This window comes from Shewanella sp. SM73, assembly GCF_025653795.1.
Lineage (GTDB): Bacteria > Pseudomonadota > Gammaproteobacteria > Enterobacterales > Shewanellaceae > Shewanella > Shewanella oncorhynchi.
Genome location: NZ_JAKKRY010000001.1, coordinates 291,886 through 311,629 on the forward strand (window position 1 = coordinate 291,886; position 19,744 = coordinate 311,629).

General features: G+C 43.5%; 20 protein-coding genes. 12 read left to right on the top strand and 8 right to left on the bottom strand.

Going from position 1 to position 19,744, the window contains the following annotated elements:
• Positions 1–4: 4 nt before the first annotated feature.
• The 3 genes from L5M51_RS01340 to L5M51_RS01350 form a co-directional block, all read right to left on the bottom strand.
• Positions 5–868 (bottom strand): hypothetical protein, encoded by an 864-nt coding sequence (locus L5M51_RS01340; protein ID WP_263171199.1) that lies wholly within the window; start codon positions 866–868, stop codon positions 5–7.
• Positions 869–1,241: 373 nt separating this feature from the next.
• The gene (locus L5M51_RS01345; protein ID WP_113941500.1) at positions 1,242–2,243 is read right to left on the bottom strand and encodes a RimK family alpha-L-glutamate ligase; all 1,002 of its coding nucleotides are present in this window, start codon (positions 2,241–2,243) and stop codon (positions 1,242–1,244) included.
• A 20-nt stretch (positions 2,244–2,263) separates the two neighbouring features.
• Positions 2,264–2,713 carry a DUF413 domain-containing protein gene (locus L5M51_RS01350; RefSeq protein WP_263171200.1) on the bottom strand — a complete coding sequence of 150 codons (450 nt, stop codon included), beginning with the start codon at positions 2,711–2,713 and terminating at the stop codon, positions 2,264–2,266.
• Positions 2,714–2,821: 108 nt separating this feature from the next.
• Here L5M51_RS01350 and hdfR point away from each other — a divergent pair, with 108 nt between their 5' ends.
• Positions 2,822–3,691, top strand: a complete 870-nt coding sequence (gene hdfR / locus L5M51_RS01355; RefSeq protein WP_212599819.1) for an HTH-type transcriptional regulator HdfR — start codon at positions 2,822–2,824, stop codon at positions 3,689–3,691.
• A gap of 10 nt (positions 3,692–3,701) precedes the next feature.
• Here the strand turns inward: hdfR and L5M51_RS01360 are convergent, their stop codons facing one another.
• Positions 3,702–4,073: a diacylglycerol kinase gene (locus tag L5M51_RS01360; RefSeq protein ID WP_028760259.1), complete on the bottom strand. Its 372-nt coding sequence runs from the start codon at positions 4,071–4,073 to the stop codon at positions 3,702–3,704.
• A gap of 279 nt (positions 4,074–4,352) precedes the next feature.
• On the opposite strand from L5M51_RS01360, the gene L5M51_RS01365 reads away from it, so the two are divergent.
• Entirely contained in the window at positions 4,353–5,264 is a 912-nt protein-coding gene (locus L5M51_RS01365) for a DNA ligase (RefSeq protein ID WP_219233725.1), read from the top strand.
• 70 nt (positions 5,265–5,334) lie between these two features.
• Here L5M51_RS01365 and L5M51_RS01370 read toward each other — a convergent pair whose 3' ends face one another.
• The gene (locus L5M51_RS01370; protein ID WP_263171203.1) at positions 5,335–6,405 is read right to left on the bottom strand and encodes a type I restriction endonuclease; all 1,071 of its coding nucleotides are present in this window, start codon (positions 6,403–6,405) and stop codon (positions 5,335–5,337) included.
• 431 nt (positions 6,406–6,836) lie between these two features.
• Here L5M51_RS01370 and L5M51_RS01375 point away from each other — a divergent pair, with 431 nt between their 5' ends.
• From L5M51_RS01375 to L5M51_RS01410, 8 genes are all read left to right on the top strand, one after another.
• Positions 6,837–7,319 carry a low molecular weight protein-tyrosine-phosphatase gene (locus L5M51_RS01375; RefSeq protein ID WP_263171206.1) on the top strand — a complete coding sequence of 161 codons (483 nt, stop codon included), beginning with the start codon at positions 6,837–6,839 and terminating at the stop codon, positions 7,317–7,319.
• Positions 7,320–7,388: 69 nt separating this feature from the next.
• Complete coding sequence (locus tag L5M51_RS01380) at positions 7,389–7,685, top strand: hypothetical protein (RefSeq protein WP_263171208.1); 297 nt, start codon at positions 7,389–7,391, stop codon at positions 7,683–7,685.
• A gap of 298 nt (positions 7,686–7,983) precedes the next feature.
• Entirely contained in the window at positions 7,984–8,451 is a 468-nt protein-coding gene (locus L5M51_RS01385; protein ID WP_028760209.1) for a GNAT family N-acetyltransferase, read from the top strand.
• Between the two features lie 720 nt (positions 8,452–9,171).
• Positions 9,172–9,297 (top strand): hypothetical protein, encoded by a 126-nt coding sequence (locus L5M51_RS01390; protein ID WP_263171210.1) that lies wholly within the window; start codon positions 9,172–9,174, stop codon positions 9,295–9,297.
• A gap of 147 nt (positions 9,298–9,444) precedes the next feature.
• Positions 9,445–10,761: a hypothetical protein gene (locus L5M51_RS01395; RefSeq protein ID WP_263171214.1), complete on the top strand. Its 1,317-nt coding sequence runs from the start codon at positions 9,445–9,447 to the stop codon at positions 10,759–10,761.
• A gap of 19 nt (positions 10,762–10,780) precedes the next feature.
• The gene (locus tag L5M51_RS01400) at positions 10,781–11,311 is read left to right on the top strand and encodes a hypothetical protein (RefSeq protein ID WP_063884317.1); all 531 of its coding nucleotides are present in this window, start codon (positions 10,781–10,783) and stop codon (positions 11,309–11,311) included.
• Positions 11,308–13,296, top strand: coding sequence for a GMC family oxidoreductase (locus L5M51_RS01405; protein ID WP_173245285.1), 1,989 nt, complete (start codon positions 11,308–11,310; stop codon positions 13,294–13,296). Before L5M51_RS01400 ends, L5M51_RS01405 begins: the two co-directional genes overlap by 4 nt.
• A gap of 334 nt (positions 13,297–13,630) precedes the next feature.
• Entirely contained in the window at positions 13,631–14,008 is a 378-nt protein-coding gene (locus tag L5M51_RS01410; RefSeq protein ID WP_263144707.1) for an SH3 domain-containing protein, read from the top strand.
• Positions 14,009–14,300: 292 nt separating this feature from the next.
• Here the strand turns inward: L5M51_RS01410 and ylqF are convergent, their stop codons facing one another.
• Both ylqF and L5M51_RS01420 read right to left on the bottom strand, forming a co-directional pair.
• A complete protein-coding gene (gene ylqF / locus L5M51_RS01415; RefSeq protein WP_011919190.1) occupies positions 14,301–15,242 on the bottom strand; it encodes a ribosome biogenesis GTPase YlqF in 942 nt (313 codons plus the stop codon).
• Positions 15,243–15,392: 150 nt separating this feature from the next.
• Positions 15,393–16,232 (bottom strand): isopenicillin N synthase family dioxygenase, encoded by an 840-nt coding sequence (locus L5M51_RS01420; RefSeq protein WP_113939512.1) that lies wholly within the window; start codon positions 16,230–16,232, stop codon positions 15,393–15,395.
• 372 nt (positions 16,233–16,604) lie between these two features.
• Between L5M51_RS01420 and L5M51_RS01425 the strand changes: the two genes are divergently transcribed.
• Positions 16,605–17,510 carry a bifunctional methionine sulfoxide reductase B/A protein gene (locus L5M51_RS01425; RefSeq protein ID WP_263171220.1) on the top strand — a complete coding sequence of 302 codons (906 nt, stop codon included), beginning with the start codon at positions 16,605–16,607 and terminating at the stop codon, positions 17,508–17,510.
• Between the two features lie 156 nt (positions 17,511–17,666).
• On the opposite strand, the gene hemB is transcribed toward L5M51_RS01425, so the two are convergent.
• Positions 17,667–18,650 (bottom strand): porphobilinogen synthase, encoded by a 984-nt coding sequence (gene hemB / locus L5M51_RS01430; RefSeq protein WP_263171222.1) that lies wholly within the window; start codon positions 18,648–18,650, stop codon positions 17,667–17,669.
• 351 nt (positions 18,651–19,001) lie between these two features.
• Here hemB and tsaB point away from each other — a divergent pair, with 351 nt between their 5' ends.
• Complete coding sequence (gene tsaB / locus L5M51_RS01435; RefSeq protein ID WP_263171223.1) at positions 19,002–19,715, top strand: tRNA (adenosine(37)-N6)-threonylcarbamoyltransferase complex dimerization subunit type 1 TsaB; 714 nt, start codon at positions 19,002–19,004, stop codon at positions 19,713–19,715.
• Positions 19,716–19,744 lie beyond the last annotated feature (29 nt).

Consider the following 19,744-nt stretch of genomic DNA (forward strand, 5'->3'; position numbering starts at 1 on the left):
AGAATTAAAAGGAATAGCTGATAGAAAGCATAGGGCCAATAAAATTGTAATAGATGTTGTAATCGGCTATTTGAGTATCTTTATTCGGCGAATTTTGGGCGATATTAACGTCAACTTTATAGTAGTTATAGGCCACGCTCATACGCCAGTTTGGGGTGATTTGTGCATTAACCCCCACTTTAATATCAACCAGTTCGCCTTTGACATCATTGAGTTTGATATAGAAATACTGTGCATGGCTGGTGATTTGCCAACCGGGAACAAATTCATACTGACCATATATGCCAATGTCGGGCAGTGGCGCAGTGACATTTTCGTCAACAATGCGCGGAATTGCTTGGCTACCGCAGACATTATTGAGTAATTCCGATGAAGCGCAAACACCAATCACCCCTTCAAAACCTGTCTTGATAAACATAGTATGTAAACCAAGTGATAGACCGACATCATAGTTACTGCCTTGAAATACATCATAGCCATAGCCGAAGCGCAGTACATCAATGTTTAAGGTTGAATTTAGATTACCGCCTGCTTTGATATCGTAAATGGTGTCGTTAATCTCGAGCTGGAAGGGTTTGGTTAAGGCTTGGGTTTCGGCGTTACGATGAAGCTGTTTCCAGTCTAGGTAGATATTGTGCCGTTCGTTAAAGTGATAATTTAACTCGATAAAGGGTAAAAATTCGTTTTCTGCAAGTTGTAGATCGGACTCATAATCTAAGGTGAAATTATTACCCGAAATAGGGTTAGTGACTTCCATATTGGTGTCTGATTGCGAATAAAAGCCGCCTAACTGAATAGTAAAATCATCGGCTTGCACTTGAGTGCTGAGTAGTGACGCTATGATTAGGGGTAATAGGCGGATCGACATGTTAAGGAGTGACTCCTGCATTATTCTTATTATGTTTAGCGATAAGGTCAGAATTTAGTGCCATAAAAAAACAACATTTGGAGTTTAACAGCAAATTTTTTAATGTGAACAAAATGTTTTAAAAAATGCAAAAAATTGTGATTCAAAACAAAAGTAGAGCTGGTTCTCGTGAGGTTGAATGAAATTTGAGTGAGCGATCACATCAATTGTGGATTGAAAGACTAAGGGCAAGTGCTTCCTGAACGGCTTTAGGATTGTTGTGTTGGATGGGGCGAGATACAAATGGATATAGACACAAACATGGTGGAGAATCATCGATATTGAGAATATCTAGCGGTACGATCCCGCTAGATATTGGTATGTCCTAGTACTTCTATTTCGTCTCGATAGAGGACGATAGAGGTGACGGGGTAGAAGTCTCAGCCTCTACGCTATCAGCTACGATTTTTGGGCTACTTGGTTCATCTTTATTAAACATGCCTAAACGGATGCGAATAAAATGCAAAATTTGCGCGGCAATATCCACATTCAAGCAGGACTCTAAGCCCTCAAACCCTGGAGATGAGTTAGCCTCACAAATTTTGTAATGGCCGTTATCAAACAATAAATCGATACCTGCAACATCAAGATCGAGAATATTGGCTGTTTGGGTGGCAAGCCATTCAATTTCAGGAGTGATCTGAAATGGACGCGCTGAACCACCGGCACTGACATTGGCTTTGAAACTGTCTTCTTGACCACGCCTTTCATAGCAACCCGCCACACGACCACCAATAGTGAATACGCGTAGATCGCGCCCATGACTGTTAGCGATAAACTCTTGAAGAATGATGTTAGCGTTTTTATTGGTCGCTTCAATCAGCTGCATTAAATCGTCAAATTCACGCGCCTTATGGGATAAAAACACACCACTGCCTTGTGAGCCTGAAAGTGTTTTTATCACCACAGGAAAACCGAGATGGCGTTCTACGAGGGCGATATCGACGGGGAATTTAACCAACATGGTTTTAGGCGTAGGCAGATTCTTCTCGGCCAACAATTGTTGGGAGAATAACTTGTCTTTAACGATTTCAATGGCTTTAGATGGATTGAGGCAATATACCCCTAATCTTTCTAAGTGACGAATAATGGCTAAAGCAAAGTAGGTCGTGCCTGAGCCCATTCGCGGAATGATAAAATCGGGCAGCTCGACGGCTTGCCCATTCAATAAAATACTCTTGTTATCTTCTCTGGTGACAGTCAGATCAAATTCATCAGGTGCGTAAACTTCCAACTCTATGTTATCGGCTTTTGCTGCCGCCAGTAGACGCTCAATTTCATACCATTCAGGTTTTAGCTGAGTCGCGGTTTCTTTATATAAAATCCAACCACGCATTTAGTAGCAAACCTTAATCTTCATTCTTTATCCTCGGGTTCAGGTTCATCCTGAACATCATCTTCAATATCAAATACAGCCTCAGCCTCTATTTCTATCTCGGGCTTGGTTGCAGGCAAATGCACTGTACCAACCACGGCATAAAAGGGTTTCCCCATGGCGAGCCTGCGATACTTTACCCAGATCTGCTCTAACAAGCTACTGGGGGCGATATTTCCTTTGGCGACTTCCACAAATTGGGCTTCATCAGAGGTGCAAGGCAGCGTTTTCCCTTCCGCTAAATTCTTCATCGCATGACCATGCAATTCAAGGAGTTCAGCTTCTTTATTGGTAAAATCGCCGCTTCGTTTAAAGCCTTTGGGGAAATTAGCGTCGTCGTAGAAACGTTTTTGAGAGACAAAACTGGTAGCAACTGAGCCGTTAAACGTCTCAGAACCCTTGTTAGCGTTAAAAAAAGACTGTTCAGACATGGCAGATACCCTCTAGTTTTTGATATACAAAGATTTGCAACTGGAGTATTGGCTAGTATTATTGATTTATAAATCAAAAAAATTTGCCTATGTTGGTCAAGAATTTTTATGGATACCGATTTACTAAAAACCTTTCTCGAAGTCTCCCGTACTCGCCATTTTGGTAAAGCGGCTGAGAATCTTTATCTCACCCGAAGCGCTGTGAGCTTTAGGGTGAAACAGCTTGAGAGCATTTTGGGTGTAGCCTTATTTGAACGGCAACGTAATAATATTCAGCCCACGCCAGCAGGCGAACGTATGCTTGGTCATGCCGAAGCGGTGTTAACAGCATGGGAGCGGGCTAAGCAAGATGTTTCCCTCAGCCAGTTACAGACAACGCAGCTTGCCATCGGTGCAGGGCCGAATATTTGGGACGCTTACTTGCAAGGTTATTTACAGGGACTGCATGTCGGTTTACCTGGCGTGGCGTTGCGCACCGAAGTGCTACCCGCGAATGCAATGACGCGTCAGCTAATGGACCGCACCTTAGATATTGCGATTTCATTCGATCCGCCAAAGCTTGATCAATTTGAGATAGTGCAACTGGGGCAAATTAATTTGTTGTTGGTGTCGAGCTTAAAAGGTCAAACGGTAAAAGCGGTTGTGCCGGGGCAATATGTAAAAGTCGATTGGGGTACGGCGTTCAATATTGTTCACGCGCAGGAATATGCCTCGCTGCCAGTGCCAACGCTGCACACGAGTTCAGCACGTATTGCGTTAGATTTCATCTTGAATAATGGCGGCTGCGCATTTTTACCTGAGCATCTAGTGCAACATGCATTGCGCGGCGGCGAATTGCATCTCGTCAGCGGCGCGAATGCCATTTCACGAAATGTGTATCTTGCGTATTGGGCTGAGAATGACCGCTTAGCCCAGATCAAACAAGCCATCGACTTTTTAAGGGACGATGGCTCAATGGTTGTTCATGCGACGGTTTAGAAACTAAGAATTAAAGCACTAGCGGCGTTAATACAACCAGCCAAGTTAATCCACAAAGTGCAAGACTCATAAAGACGGCAGCCGAGGCAATGTCCTTGGCTTGGCCACTTAACGGGTGTATTTCACTGCCGACACGGTCAACCACAGCTTCAATCGCCGAGTTTAATAGCTCAACAATCAACACGATAAACAACGTGAAAATCAGCATAAGGCGTTCAATAGTGCTGATATCAACCCATAAGGCTACGGGTAACATGACTATCGTCAAGATTAATTCCTGTCTGAAGGCGGCTTCGTGGATCCAAGCGGCCTTTAGGCCCTTCATCGAAAATCCCGTCGCTCTGAATATGCGCTTAATACCGTGATTATTGGCTGGTTTCATAGTGTTTCCAATTGACGTTAGCGACAAAGCGCTGAGGTTCTGCTCATTCAAAACAGGGTGGATAAATCCTACTGTTGTCTTTGTTAACATTTGACTGAGTCATAAATTTGGCCGCAGTATAGCCTGAGATGAAAAGTGCATAAACAATTAACTGAGCAAATTTGATCATCAACATTCGTTGTTAACTTAGGGAGTTAGTGACTTTTGCGGTTATTTTAGTGCAACTTTAGCCGTGCGGCCTAAGCTTGATGAAGGATATATTGCAGCGTGGGCAAGGGAATGACTCATACTAACCCGTTACGAAATTTAACATTTAATCAGTTCATCCGTTTTAGTGTTTTTAAGCTCAGCTTGCTCATACTTTGCGGTTTAACTCTTTCGGTTAACGCACAAACCTCACCACCTGCTATACAACTTGCTACCGAGTTTGATGCGACTCGAACTTCGCAAGATATTAATATTCAAAATTTTTTGATTAGTGAGAAACTCGACGGGGTTCGAGGTTACTGGAATGGCAAGGAATTATTCACTCGGCAGGGAAATGCCATCGCCACACCCATTTGGTTTACTGCGAATTTTCCGAATTATCCCCTCGATGGTGAATTATGGCTTGGGCGAGGTCAGTTTGAAGCGATGTCGAGTTTAGTTCGACAAACCTCAGCTAAGGATGATGATTGGCGCAAAGTGCGATTTATGGTGTTCGATGTCCCCAAGGCGAGTGGCGACTTTCAGCATCGCTATCAATTTGCGCTGACTGAACTGAGTGGCAAATCGAATTATCTTGAAGTCATAGTGCAGTTCCAAGTAGAAAGCCTTGAAGCCCTGTATCAAAAACTCGATGCCTTAGTTGCAAAAGGCGCCGAAGGCTTGATGCTGCATCGCAGTTCTGCGACTTATATCAGTGGCCGCAATCCTCATTTGATGAAGCTAAAACCCTATTATGATGCTGAAGCTACTGTTATCGCTTATATCCCTGGTAAAGGTCAATTTGCAGGGCAGATGGGCGCATTAAAAGTGCAAACGCCAGACGGCCGAATTTTTAGTATTGGCACAGGTTTTAGTCTCGCAGAGCGCCAACATCCCCCCGCAGTGGGCACTATCATTACCTATAAATATCTTGGTCTTACCGTTAACGGTTTACCGCGGTTTGCCAGTTTTTTACGGGTAAGAACCGATGTTGAAACTGAGTAGCCGTACCTAGTAAATCAAATTGCGCATTAGTCTTTACGCTGAGTAATGCGCAATTGATATTTTGATAGTGTTATTCGTAATAGGCGACTGTCGATAATAGTTGTTCACTGAAATTAAAAATATCATCTACAGAGTTAATAGGATGACGAGTTTCATTTTTATTTTCATCCACTAATCCGAGATACTTTTGTTTAGCATTGAAGTGTAAGCGGCATAAGGGTTTTCGGTTATTATCATCCAATAGTATGCCAAAGTAACTTTGGGTATCCCTTGCGATGATTCGATTAACTTCTATTTTTTGCCTCAATATAGCTTTTATCACATTGAAACCGTCAATTTCTTCTTCAGTAGTAACTACTTTAATTTTTTCATCATTGGATGGGATTGGGGTATCGATTAAATTTTTGTTTTCATCAGTTGGTTTATCATTGCCAATAGCGGATTTTAAACGTTCATTAATGCTGTCGTTGAGAAATTGTCTTAGTGCTTTATGAGTAATTTCAGCAAATTGATGTTTTACTTTAGGTGTAAGAACCCCATCATAAGCCCTTGAGGCAAAAAAGCGAATAAACTCTTCTTCAGGTTCTTTAAATTGCTCACTAATAATACGTTTTATCTGACTCAAGTATTTTAGTTCTCCTGCCGCGCTGACTATTGAGTTAACGTCGAACGAGTTTTTAGTCAGCTTTTTAACTTCAGGAATTAAGTGTTCATCAATATTTTCAAGATCTAAGATCAGAAATGGTTTTTCATCCATTTTGTTAGGAGCATCAAGATCGGTATAAAATTGATATTCAGTACCGTTTGTAAGAATAGCTAAGCGTGCGTTTGTGACAGAAAAATAACGAAATAGTTGTGACGCATGCTTTATGGACAGCTTTTCATTGTACTTTTTGCATTCAATAAGGATTTGCACTTCACCTTCCTTAATTAATGCGTAGTCAACTTTCTCACCTTTTTTACCTATAGTATCTGCCGTAAATTCTGGGACAACTTCGCTAGGATTAAAAACATCATATCCTAGAACTGTATGCAAAAATGGCATAAATAAGGCATTCTTAGTCGCTTCCTCAGTTTGAAGGCTATTAGCAATTTGAGGGATGCGTTTTGATAGAACATCGATTCGTTCAATAAAATCCATTTTACTTTTCCTCTTCTTGTACTTTGTGGTGTATTTTTTATTTGAGCGAGTATGCGGTGAACATTCAGTTTTATTTTAAACCGTACTCCGACATATAAACCTAGTCGATAAAAAATCCTTAGCAAGGAGGCTAATTTATTTCTGTGCTGTTTATCGTATATTTTACGGGTTAGGTTAAATTTTGTGCGTGCTTGGTATGTATATGGCTCAAGGGGAATATTTTAGCTGAGGTGACACCCTTAACTTTCGGATCGTAGCGCGCATTTTATTTTTGATAATGGTTTGGCGTAAGAATATTTTGTATTTCTAGGTTTAACATTTTGTATTTATAGGTAAATAATTAATGTATTAAGCTGCTTATCATATTAAGTTTACATCTAGGTTTAAGCACATTAGATAAATTATTGATAATACTAAGCTATGAGGTATTCATGTTAAAAAATCAAAGTGTACGGCGAATATTGATGGTTTGTATGGGTAATATTTGTCGCTCACCGACGGCAGAGGCGGTTTGTCGTTTTAAGATTGCTGAGCGCAGGCTTAATATTGAGGTGGATTCGGCGGGTACTATTGGTTATCACCAAGGGGATAAGCCCGATAGCCGCGCTATTGAGGCTGGTAAAAAGCGGGGTTTTAGTTTCGAGGGCATGCGGGCGCGGCAGGTGGTGAATGCTGATTTTGAGCATTTTGATTTAATTCTAGCTGCGGATAATACCAATTTGGCGGATCTGCTTAGCCGTTGTCCGGTTGAGTATCAACACAAGTTACAGTTAATGTTGTCCTATGCTGATACGCAAATAACGGAAGTACCAGATCCTTACTATGGCGGCGCACAGGGTTTTGAACTAGTGCTCGATCTCCTCGAGCAGAGTATGGAAGCTTTATTAGATCAATTGACCGAAAAGTTCCGTTGAGATGCGTATTTCCATTTACGGTTTGGGTTTTATGATAAGTTCGGGTAAATCCCCTTATGCGAGATGACGATGAAAGTAATGGATTCTGAAAACCGAGTATGGTTCTTTTTGGAGCATGAAGGTCGCTTGTACTTGAATGCAAATTGCAACATGAGTGCATTTGGCTATAGCGATATGATCCAGCTCAATGGTCAGGAACTGCAAAATTATGAAGGTGGTGGCCGCGAGTATCTAAATAATCTTGCTCACGATATTCATTATTCTGTTCCAATCGCAAAAGACACAACGTCAATTTACAAAGGTCGTGAAGTTTCAAAACAGCTAGCTGGTTTAGCAACAGAAGCGATTAAAGCGTGGCGTGCTTAAAATCGGTTAACTCTAAAATGCCCCAAAGCTTGTTTCAAAGTTTAAAATGCAAGTAGGGCGAATAAAGTTGTGGCTATAAAAAAGCTAATGTGATGAGGTTACTTTCAACCTAGAAGTCATGCCAGTCCGAACTTTCAATAAAGCCACAGCAAAGTAAACATCATCATAAAGTCATTAATAGATATCAGTATAGTTTGACTACAAACATCAATGGTTGTGGGCTGCTTGCCTTACAAGGTTAAGTTGGTAAGATGTTGTTCATAAAGAAAATCAAATCGTTGTACATCTAAGGACATATATGGAAATTTCATTACTTGCCGATAATCCCTCTGCGATAGACACGGTAGCTAGTTGGTATTTCAACGAATGGTGCCAAGACAATGGTAGCTATACCAAGGAGGAAGTCGTTGAAAAAGTCTCTGCATCAATAAATCGAGATACCGCGCCTATTCTGATCATTGGAAAAGTAAATGGTGTTCTTGCTGGTTCAGCAGAGCTAAAAATTCGAGAAATGGACATATACCCAGAATTTGAATTTTGGCTTGGTGGTGTTTACGTCACTCAGCAGGCTAGGGGACAGGGGGTCGCCTCAAAACTTGTGAAAGAGATAATATCGCTAGCACATAAAATAGGTGTGAAAAAATTATATCTTCAAACAGAAGATTTAACTGGAGGTTTGTACTTACATCATGGGTTTAAGCCTATAGAACAAGTGAATTATAAAGGTATAAATGTATTGGTTATGGGCACAAACATCGGTGAATAACAAGTTTGTGAAGGTACTCTGCGGCTCAATTGAGGGAAGCAAGTGGAACGACATGGTCATATTTCACAGGGCTACCTAAGTCGGTCAAAGCATCCCCAAATGGCATCATTTTTAATCTTAGAGTTTTCGTCAGTACAAGAAAATAGATTTCCTGTTTCAACAGTAAGAACAAGTTGTGTTCTGTTTCAGTCAAAGTGTTTATAAAGTCATTAGCAAGGCCATATAATCAGATGCTGAGTGACTCTTTACAGAATCTAATGATGAAAATGAGTCGAAATCTTCCAAACTTTGACAGTTATTGTTGAATCAATGGCTACCAAATAAGAATTAGGCCACGCGTAGTTGCGACCGATTTTACGATCGCTTAGTCAGTGTTGGAGCACTGCCCACGCTTGGCCCTCGCAGACTTCAGATCAATGTTGAACTCTTGATATCACATTATGCTTTTACTGCTGTTATCGTCGTGCGGCGGGCTTTTTTGCAAATAAAATAAACCTCCTGCCTCACGCTTGACAATAAGTGAAACGTAAACAATCTTTTAACATGGAATATTTTCAGAAGGTTACTTTTCTTTCTGCAGCATAGAATTATTTTCACTACGGGAACACAGGAGTGCTTAACCCTTCCACTGAGATAACTAGGTTTCATGTGAGGTGATCCTCAATGGATTATCTAGGCTCAAGGTATCGTGATAAAACGCAATCATGAAAAGGAATTTCAATGAAAGACGTTAATATTTATCCGTATCAATCAATCTGTTCAGACTGGCTCAGTAAGCCAGAGACTGCGATCAAAACAGCAAACTTCAATTTTAATATCGAAACCCATTTATTGGGATTTGGTTGAGGTCAAGTCTTGTACGCTATTTGTATCGTGCCATCACGCCTGCAGTGGCGGGTGTTGTGAAAGCCCTGATTTTAAGTAGTTAAAGAAAGTGGAGTTGTAAACGTTTTAAGCATTGAATAAGTCCCAATAACAAGGAGAGTTAATTTCATGTCTATCAAATCTTTTCGCTATAGTGCGCTTTTTTTGTGTATGAGTGCTGCTGTACATGCAGAAGCACCAGTAGAGACAAAAGCAGCTATAACGCTACCCACGTTAAGCCCTGTTATGCCGCTGGAAATCACAGCAAAACCCCCGTTCTCACTCGAAAGCCTGCAACATGATTTTGATGATTTTTCTTGGCAATCGTTTATTGCACTTAACTGGCCAGCAAATGCCGATGGTACACCCAATACCATGTCCACCATTGGTCAAAAAACTAACCAGCCAGTCGTGTGGCTGCATTGGAAGGAAAGCCGAGATATTTTTTTACCCGATGGCGTAAAACCACCTGGGTGGGATCAGTCCAATAATGTGCCGGATGTTTGCAAAAGTATTGATCCCAAGTCCATTCCTCAAGGGACTATTTATTTAACACAAGTAGGGAAGACCCCGAATGTGTTGGATGAAAGTGGTGAGCCTTTTACAACGGGTCCATTGATTGATCAAAACGGGCTTTATACCCGTTATGAAATATTAACCAATGAAACCATGTTCAATTTTATTTTGGACAATAACCTTTACAGTAAAAAAGGACAGAAACAGTTTAATGCCGATGTCGATTTTACCGCGAGCGACAGTAAAACCGGGCAGGTAGGTTCTATCATGCTTAAGGCCTCATGGATAAAAATGGGCGGCAAGTTTGATGCGACGAATTACTATACGACTTATGCGCTAGTTTATAACAATCCGGAAGAGCAACACGGGGTCAAGCCCGCGTGTGCGCTTGAACAAGTCGGTCTAGTGGGTTTTCACATTGCCCACAAAACCGCAGACGAACCACAATGGATTTGGTCTACCTTTGAGCATGTCGCTAATGCGCCAACACAAGGTGAGTCAGCATCATTGTCGGCATATAATTTTTACGATGCTAAATGTACTGACTGCAAAGTGAATGAACCACCAGCACGCCCGTGGGATCCGGCAAACCCGCACACTAAACCAACTCAAGTGGAACGCGTTATTCCTATCACTGCCGACGCTAAAGCCTTAAATGCCAGTTATCACGCAGCACTCGACGCTGTAGTGCCGGGATCGGTATGGAAGAACTACGAATTGATCAGTACGCAATGGCCTACCGATGCCAAAAATCCCACCGATCCAACGGGCGTGCCTGCTCCCTCATTTTTAGCTAACACCACGCTCGAAACTTATATCCAAGGTTCGGTAAAGCAAACATCAAGCAGCTGTATGGCTTGTCACAATAATGCGGCAACCACTAACGGTAATTTTGCTGATTTCACTTATTTGCTGCAACGCGCGCAATAATTTACAAAAGGAACTCATCATGACTGATATTACAGGCGCGACTGCCGATACTATGAATAATTTTATTGGTTTGAGCGCGGTATTAACCGGCTTTGCTACCAGTATTATTGCCCCGACATTGGATCCCGTGGATATTAAATCCGAATACTTAGCCGTGTTTACGCAAAAAATAACCGAAGAATCGAAGGACCCAACTTTAGTTACAACTATTCTGCAAAAATTTGCGGCGTTAAAAGCGCAGCAATTATCAGATCAACAAATTGGCACGCAAATGCTGGCACCAGACAACGGGGCTAATTTTGTGTTGGCCTGTCGTAAATTGATTTTTATGTGGTACTCAGGTGCATGGCCAACCATTATTCCCGCGACGGATAAAGATCCGGAGACCACGGTTAGCGATATGATTTCGGCAAAAAGCTATACCACAGGTTTAGTCTGGCAAGTTATGCAGGCTCATCCGATGGGGGATTCAAATTATCGCTATGGCTATTGGGCGAAACCACCCGCTGTACTGTCGGCATATACGGGTCATCAAGGAGGTGCAGTATGAGCACTCAAACCAATTACGATGTCATTATTGTGGGATCAGGTATTGCCGGCTCTATCATGGCTTATCAATTGGGGATGGCGGGGAAAAAAGTATTAATCCTCGAAGCAGGGCAGGAAGTGCCGGTTGACCGCAGTGGTTACATGGAAACCTTTTTTAAAGCCAATGCCAAAACACCTGAATCACCTTATCCTCCTACTACGCAAAATCCAGCTGCATCGACGGCGGATAATCCACTCGGACTGCCTGATCCTGCGAAGGAAAATGTGCCGCGTTATACCGTGTTGCAAATTGGCGCATGGCGTAATCCAAAGCAATGTTATTTCGACTACACGCCGCAGCCTGAACATTTGAAACCTGACAGCCCTGAAGCAAAGTTTGCTTTTGCTAGTTCCTATGAGCGTATTGGCGGCGGCACAACTTGGCATTGGCTAGGAACCAGTTTGCATTTATTGCCCAATGATTTTGAGTTGCAAACCCAGTATAAGCAGGGCGTGGATTGGCCCGGTGGAAAACAATTTTACCAAGCGCTGGTTCCTTACTATGAACAGGCGACCAATGAGATTGGCGTCGCCGGTGACAAAGAGGCGATGGATCAGCTCTATCGCGGATTTAATGTTTCACCGGATGGCGTTTATGGCGCGAATTACGATTATCCCATGCCTGGCATTGTTTCATCTTTAGTCGATCTACAATATGAACAAGCGGTGAGCGATATGGTGTATGACAATATTCAATTGTCGGTTACGCCAACTCCTCAGGGGCGCAATTCATTACCGGGTGAACGCCGTCAATGTGCGGGGAATACAAATTGTATTCCTATTTGCCCAATCCAAGCCAAATACGATGCTACTGTGACGCTCGGGCGAGCATTGCAAACCGGTAATGTTGATGTGTTTTATCGGCACGTCGCGACAAATGTTCAAGTGGATGAAAACACAAAGGATGTTGTTGGTATTGATTATGTGACCTATCAAACTCACGGGGGGATAGCGACGGGCGGCGGTACCGTTACGGGTAAAAAATATGTGATTGCAGCTCACGCGATTGAGACGCCAAAATTATTGCTCATGTCTAAACGTAATAAAGCCTGTCCGAACGGCGTCGCCAACCATAGCGATCAAGTGGGGCGTAATTTGATGGATCACATTATGTATTTGGCCTGGGGTCTGGCGAAAGATCCTGTCTATGGTTTTCGAGGGCCTTTATCTACTGCGGGTATCGAAAGTTTACGCGATGGCGCCTTTCGTAAAGACCGTGCCGCCTATCGTATTGAAATCGGTAATGAAGGTTGGCAGTGGGCTGCGAACGATCCATTCACGACCTTAGCTGATTTTGTATTTGGGCAAAATAATTCGCAATTAAATGGGGATTCTGTCAATCAGCAGGGGATTCCATTACGGTTTGATCCCGCCATGTCTGCGAATAGCGCTTTATTTGGTGCCTCACTGGTGAATACCTTGAATGGTATTTACACACGGCAAATTCGTATGGGCTATTTAATTGAACAATTACCTGATCCGGAAAACCGTGTCGAGTTGTCGGAGACGCTGAAAGATAACTTAGGTTTGCCTCGCCCCAAATTAACCTATCGTGTACGCGAGGATTATGTGCGCAATGCGTTCGTGTCGGCTAAAGATATTTCGACAAAACTCTTTGACGCCCTTGATGCGCGGGAATATACCAAGGCTCCGCCTGCGCCGGTATTTTATGGTGATAAGAGTCAAGTAACGTCGAATAATTTTGAATATCAGGGCCATAATTTTACGTTTTACGGTGCTGGACACATTGTGGGGACGTATCGAATGGGGGACTGCAGAGATACGTCGGTGGTGAATCCTCGTCAGCAATCTTGGGATCATAGCAATCTGTTTTTAGTCGGTAGCGGAGTGTTTCCAACGGTTGCAACGGGTAATCCAACCCTCACTTTGGCAGCGTTGGCATTCCAGGCAGCAGATCATGTTTTGGAAGACCTTAAAATAAGTTAAAAAGTTGTAATTATTCATTAGCTTGCTGTTAATTCCCATTGAAAACCGCGTGCAAATTGGCGCGGTTTTTGGCTAACTGAATATACCTTCATATTACGCTAACGGGCATTTTCCTACTCATAATGCAGTTTATTGTCATCGTATTTAAAATCAAAATATTACAGTTTTTTTATGCTGATAATTAGTTTGAAAACTGTGCATGCGTGTGTTGTCGGATAGTATGTCTGATAGAAAACTGATAAGTTTCACTCAAACCGAGCGTTAATTAGGCGTGCTTTAATAAGCCAATAAAGTTAATTTTTTACTAATATTTATCAAAAGGTTAACTGAATACATGACTACTAAGAAATATATCGTTGTCAATCCACATGAAAGTGAGTTTCCTAACCCCATTACGTTCAAAAAAGGTGATCCTCTTACCGTTGGAGAAAAATATGCAGGTCCTGAAGGCTGGGATCTCTGGTTCCTTTGCACTACGCCAGGGCAAGATGCTGGTTGGGTTCCTGGTCAAGTGATTCAGCGCCTAAAAAATTCCAACGGGCTGGCGCTTGAGGACTATACGGCAAGAGAACTTAATGTGCATGAAGGGGGACAACTCATTGGCACACGAATGTTGAATGGCTGGGTATGGTGTATAAAAGCTGTCAGTGAAGAATCAGGGTGGGTACCATTAGAAAACTTGAAAGAAGTGGTAGATCTATCCCGCGACTAAAGCACCTTTGCTGTGCAGTCAAATCCAAGATGGCTCCTTGGTGTATTGTGCCAAGAGGATGATGACTGGCGGATATTGAGAGCTTATATCAGGCACGCAGAAGTCATTGGCGTAAAGTGTTTTTTAACGCGAAAGTTCCGTTTCTGATAATAAAAAAGCCAGTATATTCAATATACTGGCTTTAACTTTAAACTTGATGAATGAGCGCCATAAGCTGGAATATAAAAGTCATCAGCGTCTTGTCTTTAACAAACTCTGCGCCTTATATTCCAAATGCAGAGTGGCGGGCTGACTAGTCGTTATGACGTTTGCCTGAACGTTTAAGTCTCTCTGCTGCCAGTTTGGCTTCTTTCTCGGCTTCTTTTTCGGCCATGATACGGGCGACTTCAATCTTTTCAAGCTCTGCCATCGCAGGTGTTTCTAGCGAGAGTAAGCCTATTTTCCCCGAGCGATATTCATGCAGTAATAACTCTGATGCCTTGTGCATATCGATGCGACCACCGGGACGCAGCGCACCACGTTTACGACCGATTTCCTCGAGAAGTGCGACATCATCCTTTGGTAATTCACTTAAGTTATAGCGCTCACAAATCTCTTTTGGATAAGCGGTTAAGAAATACTTGGCGGCGAACAGGGCCACATCTTCATATTCCATCGCCGTATCTTTAATGGCACCAGTGACGGCAAGGCGATAGCTGCTCGCTTCGTTATCCACTTTGGGCCATAAAATACCTGGGGTATCCGACAGCACGATACCGTTACGTAAATTGATCCGTTGCTGGGTTTTGGTTACCGCAGGTTCGTTACCGGTTTTGGCGATAACACGGCCAGCTAAGGTATTGATGATGGTAGATTTCCCAACGTTGGGTATTCCCATGATCATAGTGCGAATGTCTTTTTCGGTTTTATCGCGACTTGGCACTAGCTTACGGCAGAGATCAGGGATTTTTTTCACCATTGCCGCTTGCAGCGTTGTGATCGCCGTGGCTTTGACGCCTTGCTCACGCTCTAAGTATTCAATCCATTGTGCGGTGATCTCTGGATCGGCCAGATCAGATTTATTGAGCAGTTTGATACAAGGTTTGTCGCCTCGAAGCTGAGCCACCATGGGGTTTTCGCTACTGTAGGGAATACGCGCGTCCAGCACTTCGATAACAAGATCGACCTGAGGCATTGCCTCTTCAATCTCCTTGCGTGCCTTGTGCATATGCCCCGGATACCACTGAATTGCCATGATAACGCCTTGTCCTAAATAACTTAAAGAACGGCTATTCTACCTTGAAGGTGGCGAATGTCATAAAAAAAGCGCCCTAAGGCGCTTTAATCGCTTAATCCTTAACTGTCTCTTGCGATTGTTACTTGGATTAATAGGCTGAATTAAGGCTTAGATTACCCCGAGTTCGCGCAATCTTTCCATCAGATAACTGTCGGCGGTATAACGATCCGATAGCACTACAGCAGGGTTTGGATGTAAAAATAACGGCAAAGAGATCCGTGACTTGGTTTTATCCGTACCTTCAGGATTGATGACGCGGTGTGACGTTGATGGGAAATAGCCGCCAGAGGCTTCCTGTAACATGTCACCGATATTGATAATAATGTTGCCAAAATCGCTTGGAACATCTAACCAAGTGCCATCTTTGGCTTTCACTTGCAATCCAGGCTCATTGGCAGCAGGTAATACTGTGATAAGGTTGATATCTTCATGTGCCGCGGCGCGAATGGCGCCCATTTCTTCACTGCCCGTCATCGGCGGGTAATGCAGAATGCGCAGCAAGGTTTTTTGGCTGTTGGCGATCATTTCTGGCAATGGCATCGAAAACTTGGCTTTTACGTCTTCTGGTGAGTATGTTTCGATCCACTCTAATAGTTCTGCAGCCAGTGCGTTGGCTTTATCGTAATAGGCGAGAATATTGGCACGCAGTGAATCGGGGATACGGCCCCAAGGGTACACGTGGTAGTACTCTTTAATGTCTTTGACTGTGTTGCCTTTGGCGGTTTCAGAAATCGACGCAGGGAAGAAACCGTCGTGGGTTTCTTTTTTAAACATATAGTCGTTTTTGGCTTCTGAATTAAAAAAGGCTTGCCACTCGGTGTAGATGTCTTCAACTAAGCGCTTATCAATCGGATGATTAGATAAAACACCAAAGCCAGTTTCCCGAAGTGATTCAACGAATTGCTGGGCACTGTTTTCAGCGCGGTAATCAATGGTTTCTAATTTCATTTTGGTTTCTACTTGTTATATTTAGTTGTAATTTGACCCGCTGCAAGTGTAGCCGTGCGCTGATGTGGGTGCAAATACTCAGCGACTGTGATCTGGATCAACTGCCGTATTTTCCGTCATTTATGCAGTCGCTTATATGAGTACTTAATATGAGCACTTATATTAGTAGTTACTTGAGTGGTAAGATTTTAGTCACTAAATCCGTTAGTATGGGCATTAGATTTGTTGTGATTGGATTGATGTCAGCCGCATTTTGAAGCCGAGTGCAAGAAATCTTGCTTGGAGTGGGTCTTATGTTGGCTTCCTTATAAATCAGCTTCTTAATCAAAGAATATCGAAATACACAACGACGTGAGTCGAAAGGGCATTAATATGAATAAACTGACCGATTTTGAACGCTATGTTATCGAAGAGAAAGGCACTGAACGCCCCTTTAGTGGTGAGTATTATGAACACGATGCTAAGGGTTTGTATTTATGCAAAAAATGCCATGCCCCCTTGTATCGTTCTGAGCATAAATTTAATGCCCATTGTGGCTGGCCAGCCTTCGATGATGAAATTGCCGGCGCTGTAACCCGCCACATAGACGCCGACGGCCGCAGAACTGAAATTGTTTGTAGCCAGTGCGGCGGTCACTTGGGGCATGTCTTTGAAGGTGAAATGTTAACACCTAACAATATCCGTCACTGTGTTAACTCAGTTTCTATGGTTTTCAAAGGGATGGATAACGCTGTTGAACAAGCACCGAATCACTTTGCAACTTTTGGTGCTGGGTGTTTTTGGTGCGTCGAAGCGATTTTTAAAAGCCTAAAGGGCGTGGTGAATGTTACTTCTGGTTATGTCGGCGGCGAAGCCCATGATGCCGATTATAAATCTGTTTGCTCGGGCCAAACCGGCCATGCTGAGGTTGTGCATATCGAGTTCAACCCTGAGGAAATTGATTTTACGACGCTATTACAGGTCTTTTTTGAGAGCCATGATCCGACCACGCTTAATCGTCAAGGTAATGATAAGGGGCCACAATATCGCTCCGTGGTGTTTACTCATAATGCTGAGCAGATAGAGCAAACTACCGCTATGCTGACTCAGTTAGCAGCAGCCAAGGTTTTTGATGCGCCGATAGTGACCCAAGTTTCAGCGTTTGATACTTTTTATCCCGCTGAAAATTATCACAATGACTACTTCGCTTTACACGGTGAGCAGCCCTATTGTCAGATGGTCGTGCGTCCTAAAGTCGAAAAAGTAAAAGCCTTGTTTGCAAGATTGCAGAAGGCTTAAGCGATTTAGCACAGTGTGTTAAATACAAAAACGCCACCGATAAAGGTGGCGTTTTTTATGGGGTTTCTAAAGTGCAAAACCTAGTTGTTCTCTTAACAAGCAGCATAGCTATGGGTTTAACGATTAGCGTAACCTTTTGATTCGCTACCGACGCAACTATCGGCTTTCAGTTAACCATTGGGCGTATTGTTTGGTGTAATAGCTGACAATCAAATCTGCACCCGCCCGCTTTAAGCCGATAAACGTTTCAGTCACCACAGCACGCTCATCCAACGCGCCAGCAAGGGCGGCAAATTTAATGCCCGCATATTCACCGCCGACTTGATAGGCGGCGAGTGGCAAGTGGGTTTCTTGTCTTAAACGGCTGAGCACATCTAAGTAGGGTGTGCCGGGTTTAACCATCAGGATATCGGCGCCTTCGGCTTCATCTAATGAGGCTTCTAACAGGGCTTGACGACCATTAGCATAATCCAGTTGATATCCCTTGCGATTTCCACTGAGTTCACAATCGACCGCGGCTCTAAAAGGACCGTAAAAAGAAGAGGCGAATTTTGCTGAGTGGGCCAGAATCGCCACATGTTCAAAACCTGCGGCATCGAGCCCTTGGCGAATGGCTTTCACTTGACCGTCCATCATGGCCGATGGCGCTAACATATCGGCGCCCGCTTTGGCGGCCGTTATCGATTGCATGACTAAATTTTCGACTGTGAGGTCGTTGCAGACTTCATTATTGTGTACGACGCCGCAATGGCCGTGATCTGTGTATTCACAAAAACAAATGTCGGGGATTACCATCATCTCAGGCACGGTAGCTTTAATGGTGCGTACCATACGGGCGAGTAAACCATTGTCGTCCCATGTATCGCTGCCCTTATCATCCTTAGTGTGGGAAATCCCAAAGGGCATCACATAGCGGATCCCAAGGGCGTAAAGCTCGCGAACTTCATCCGCCAGTGCGCTCTCAGGTAAGCGGCTGATGCCAGGTAGTGTGGAGATGGGCACGGCATGGGTGATGTGCTCTTCAATGAACAGGGGATGGATAAGATCGCTCAGCGAAATATGGGTTTCGCGCAGCAGATCGCGCATTGCTTCTGAATTACGTAAGCGTCTTAGGCGACGCAATGGAGGCGTGTTTAACATGAAATGTCCTTATCGAAGGCGGGTTAAAGCAATCGTACAATACTAAGGGAATAGCAACGGATAAATTCGTCCCTTACTTTTGTGCTCTGACAATCAAAGTTGAAAAAGTTTCCCCAAGCGAGCTATATTCATTAATGAGTTTACTGATCATTGACTTAGATCACATAAATCCATCTCGTCCAGATTTGCGACTGAATATCATGCGGGCGCTATTTTAGCTGAGTTGCTTGCTTAGCCCTTTGTTTTCGGGCATTTGATGTTATTATTTGCGCCAGTTTTCTCATGGCATATTCGCGCAATACAGATTATGTAAATTTGATGCGAAATCTTGCCCGCTAATCCGGTTTTGAAATGACAATAACACATGAACACTCTGCTTGTATTCTTGCCTTAGACACTTGTACCGAAGCCTGCTCAGCTGCGCTGCAATACCAAGGTCAGATTTATGCTGAACTTGCCGATGCGCCGCGTGAACACAGTCAACGTCTGCTGCCTATGGTCGATTCAGTGCTCAAGCAAGCGGGCATTCGCTTAGATAAAGTGACTGCGATTGCTTACGGACGAGGCCCTGGCAGTTTTACGGGGATCCGTATCTGCACTAGCATGACGCAAGGTCTGGCACTGGGGTTAGATTTGCCTGTGATTGGTATTTCAACCCTAGCGGCAATGGCACAAATGGCGATTAGCCAGTATCAAGCCGAGCAAGTTTTGTGCACCATTGATGCGCACATGGGTGAAGTGTATTGGGGCCAGTTTGTGGCCGTTGATGGTATTGCAACGCTTGTCGGTAAAGAAGTGGTCAGTGCGCCTGCGGACGTACTACTTCAGCTCGATACTCAAGCGCCAATTGTGGGCTGCGGCACAGGTTTTGATGCTTATCCCGATTTGCTGGCACTCGGCAAGGGGATTTTAGCTCTCGAGGCCGTGAAATATCCCGATGCAAAGGCTATGCTGATATTGGCTGAAGCAGGCATCAAAGCAGGACTGATAACCTCGGTCGATGAGCTTGAACCTGTGTACTTACGTGATACAGTCACATGGAAAAAGTTACCCGGCCGTGAATAAGCTGTTCTTTGCCTGAGTATCTGCGATAG

Excerpts from the sequence above, each read along its gene's own strand:
- L5M51_RS01345 (WP_113941500.1), bottom strand. The coding sequence starts at position 2,243 with ATGCGTGGTTGGATTTTATATAAAGAAACCGCGACTCAGCTAAAACCT.
- L5M51_RS01360 (WP_028760259.1), bottom strand. The coding sequence starts at position 4,073 with ATGAAACCAGCCAATAATCACGGTATTAAGCGCATATTCAGAGCGACG.
- L5M51_RS01400 (WP_063884317.1), top strand. The coding sequence starts at position 10,781 with ATGACTGATATTACAGGCGCGACTGCCGATACTATGAATAATTTTATT.
- L5M51_RS01350 (WP_263171200.1), bottom strand. The coding sequence starts at position 2,713 with ATGTCTGAACAGTCTTTTTTTAACGCTAACAAGGGTTCTGAGACGTTT.
- tsaB (WP_263171223.1), top strand. The coding sequence starts at position 19,002 with ATGACAATAACACATGAACACTCTGCTTGTATTCTTGCCTTAGACACT.
- hdfR (WP_212599819.1), top strand. The coding sequence starts at position 2,822 with ATGGATACCGATTTACTAAAAACCTTTCTCGAAGTCTCCCGTACTCGC.
- hemB (WP_263171222.1), bottom strand. The coding sequence starts at position 18,650 with ATGTTAAACACGCCTCCATTGCGTCGCCTAAGACGCTTACGTAATTCA.
- L5M51_RS01365 (WP_219233725.1), top strand. The coding sequence starts at position 4,353 with ATGACTCATACTAACCCGTTACGAAATTTAACATTTAATCAGTTCATC.
- L5M51_RS01340 (WP_263171199.1), bottom strand. The coding sequence starts at position 868 with ATGTCGATCCGCCTATTACCCCTAATCATAGCGTCACTACTCAGCACT.
- L5M51_RS01395 (WP_263171214.1), top strand. The coding sequence starts at position 9,445 with ATGTCTATCAAATCTTTTCGCTATAGTGCGCTTTTTTTGTGTATGAGT.
- L5M51_RS01375 (WP_263171206.1), top strand. The coding sequence starts at position 6,837 with ATGTTAAAAAATCAAAGTGTACGGCGAATATTGATGGTTTGTATGGGT.
- L5M51_RS01420 (WP_113939512.1), bottom strand. The coding sequence starts at position 16,232 with ATGAAATTAGAAACCATTGATTACCGCGCTGAAAACAGTGCCCAGCAA.
- L5M51_RS01410 (WP_263144707.1), top strand. The coding sequence starts at position 13,631 with ATGACTACTAAGAAATATATCGTTGTCAATCCACATGAAAGTGAGTTT.
- ylqF (WP_011919190.1), bottom strand. The coding sequence starts at position 15,242 with ATGGCAATTCAGTGGTATCCGGGGCATATGCACAAGGCACGCAAGGAG.
- L5M51_RS01385 (WP_028760209.1), top strand. The coding sequence starts at position 7,984 with ATGGAAATTTCATTACTTGCCGATAATCCCTCTGCGATAGACACGGTA.
- L5M51_RS01380 (WP_263171208.1), top strand. The coding sequence starts at position 7,389 with ATGAAAGTAATGGATTCTGAAAACCGAGTATGGTTCTTTTTGGAGCAT.
- L5M51_RS01370 (WP_263171203.1), bottom strand. The coding sequence starts at position 6,405 with ATGGATTTTATTGAACGAATCGATGTTCTATCAAAACGCATCCCTCAA.
- L5M51_RS01425 (WP_263171220.1), top strand. The coding sequence starts at position 16,605 with ATGAATAAACTGACCGATTTTGAACGCTATGTTATCGAAGAGAAAGGC.
- L5M51_RS01390 (WP_263171210.1), top strand. The coding sequence starts at position 9,172 with ATGAAAGACGTTAATATTTATCCGTATCAATCAATCTGTTCAGACTGG.
- L5M51_RS01405 (WP_173245285.1), top strand. The coding sequence starts at position 11,308 with ATGAGCACTCAAACCAATTACGATGTCATTATTGTGGGATCAGGTATT.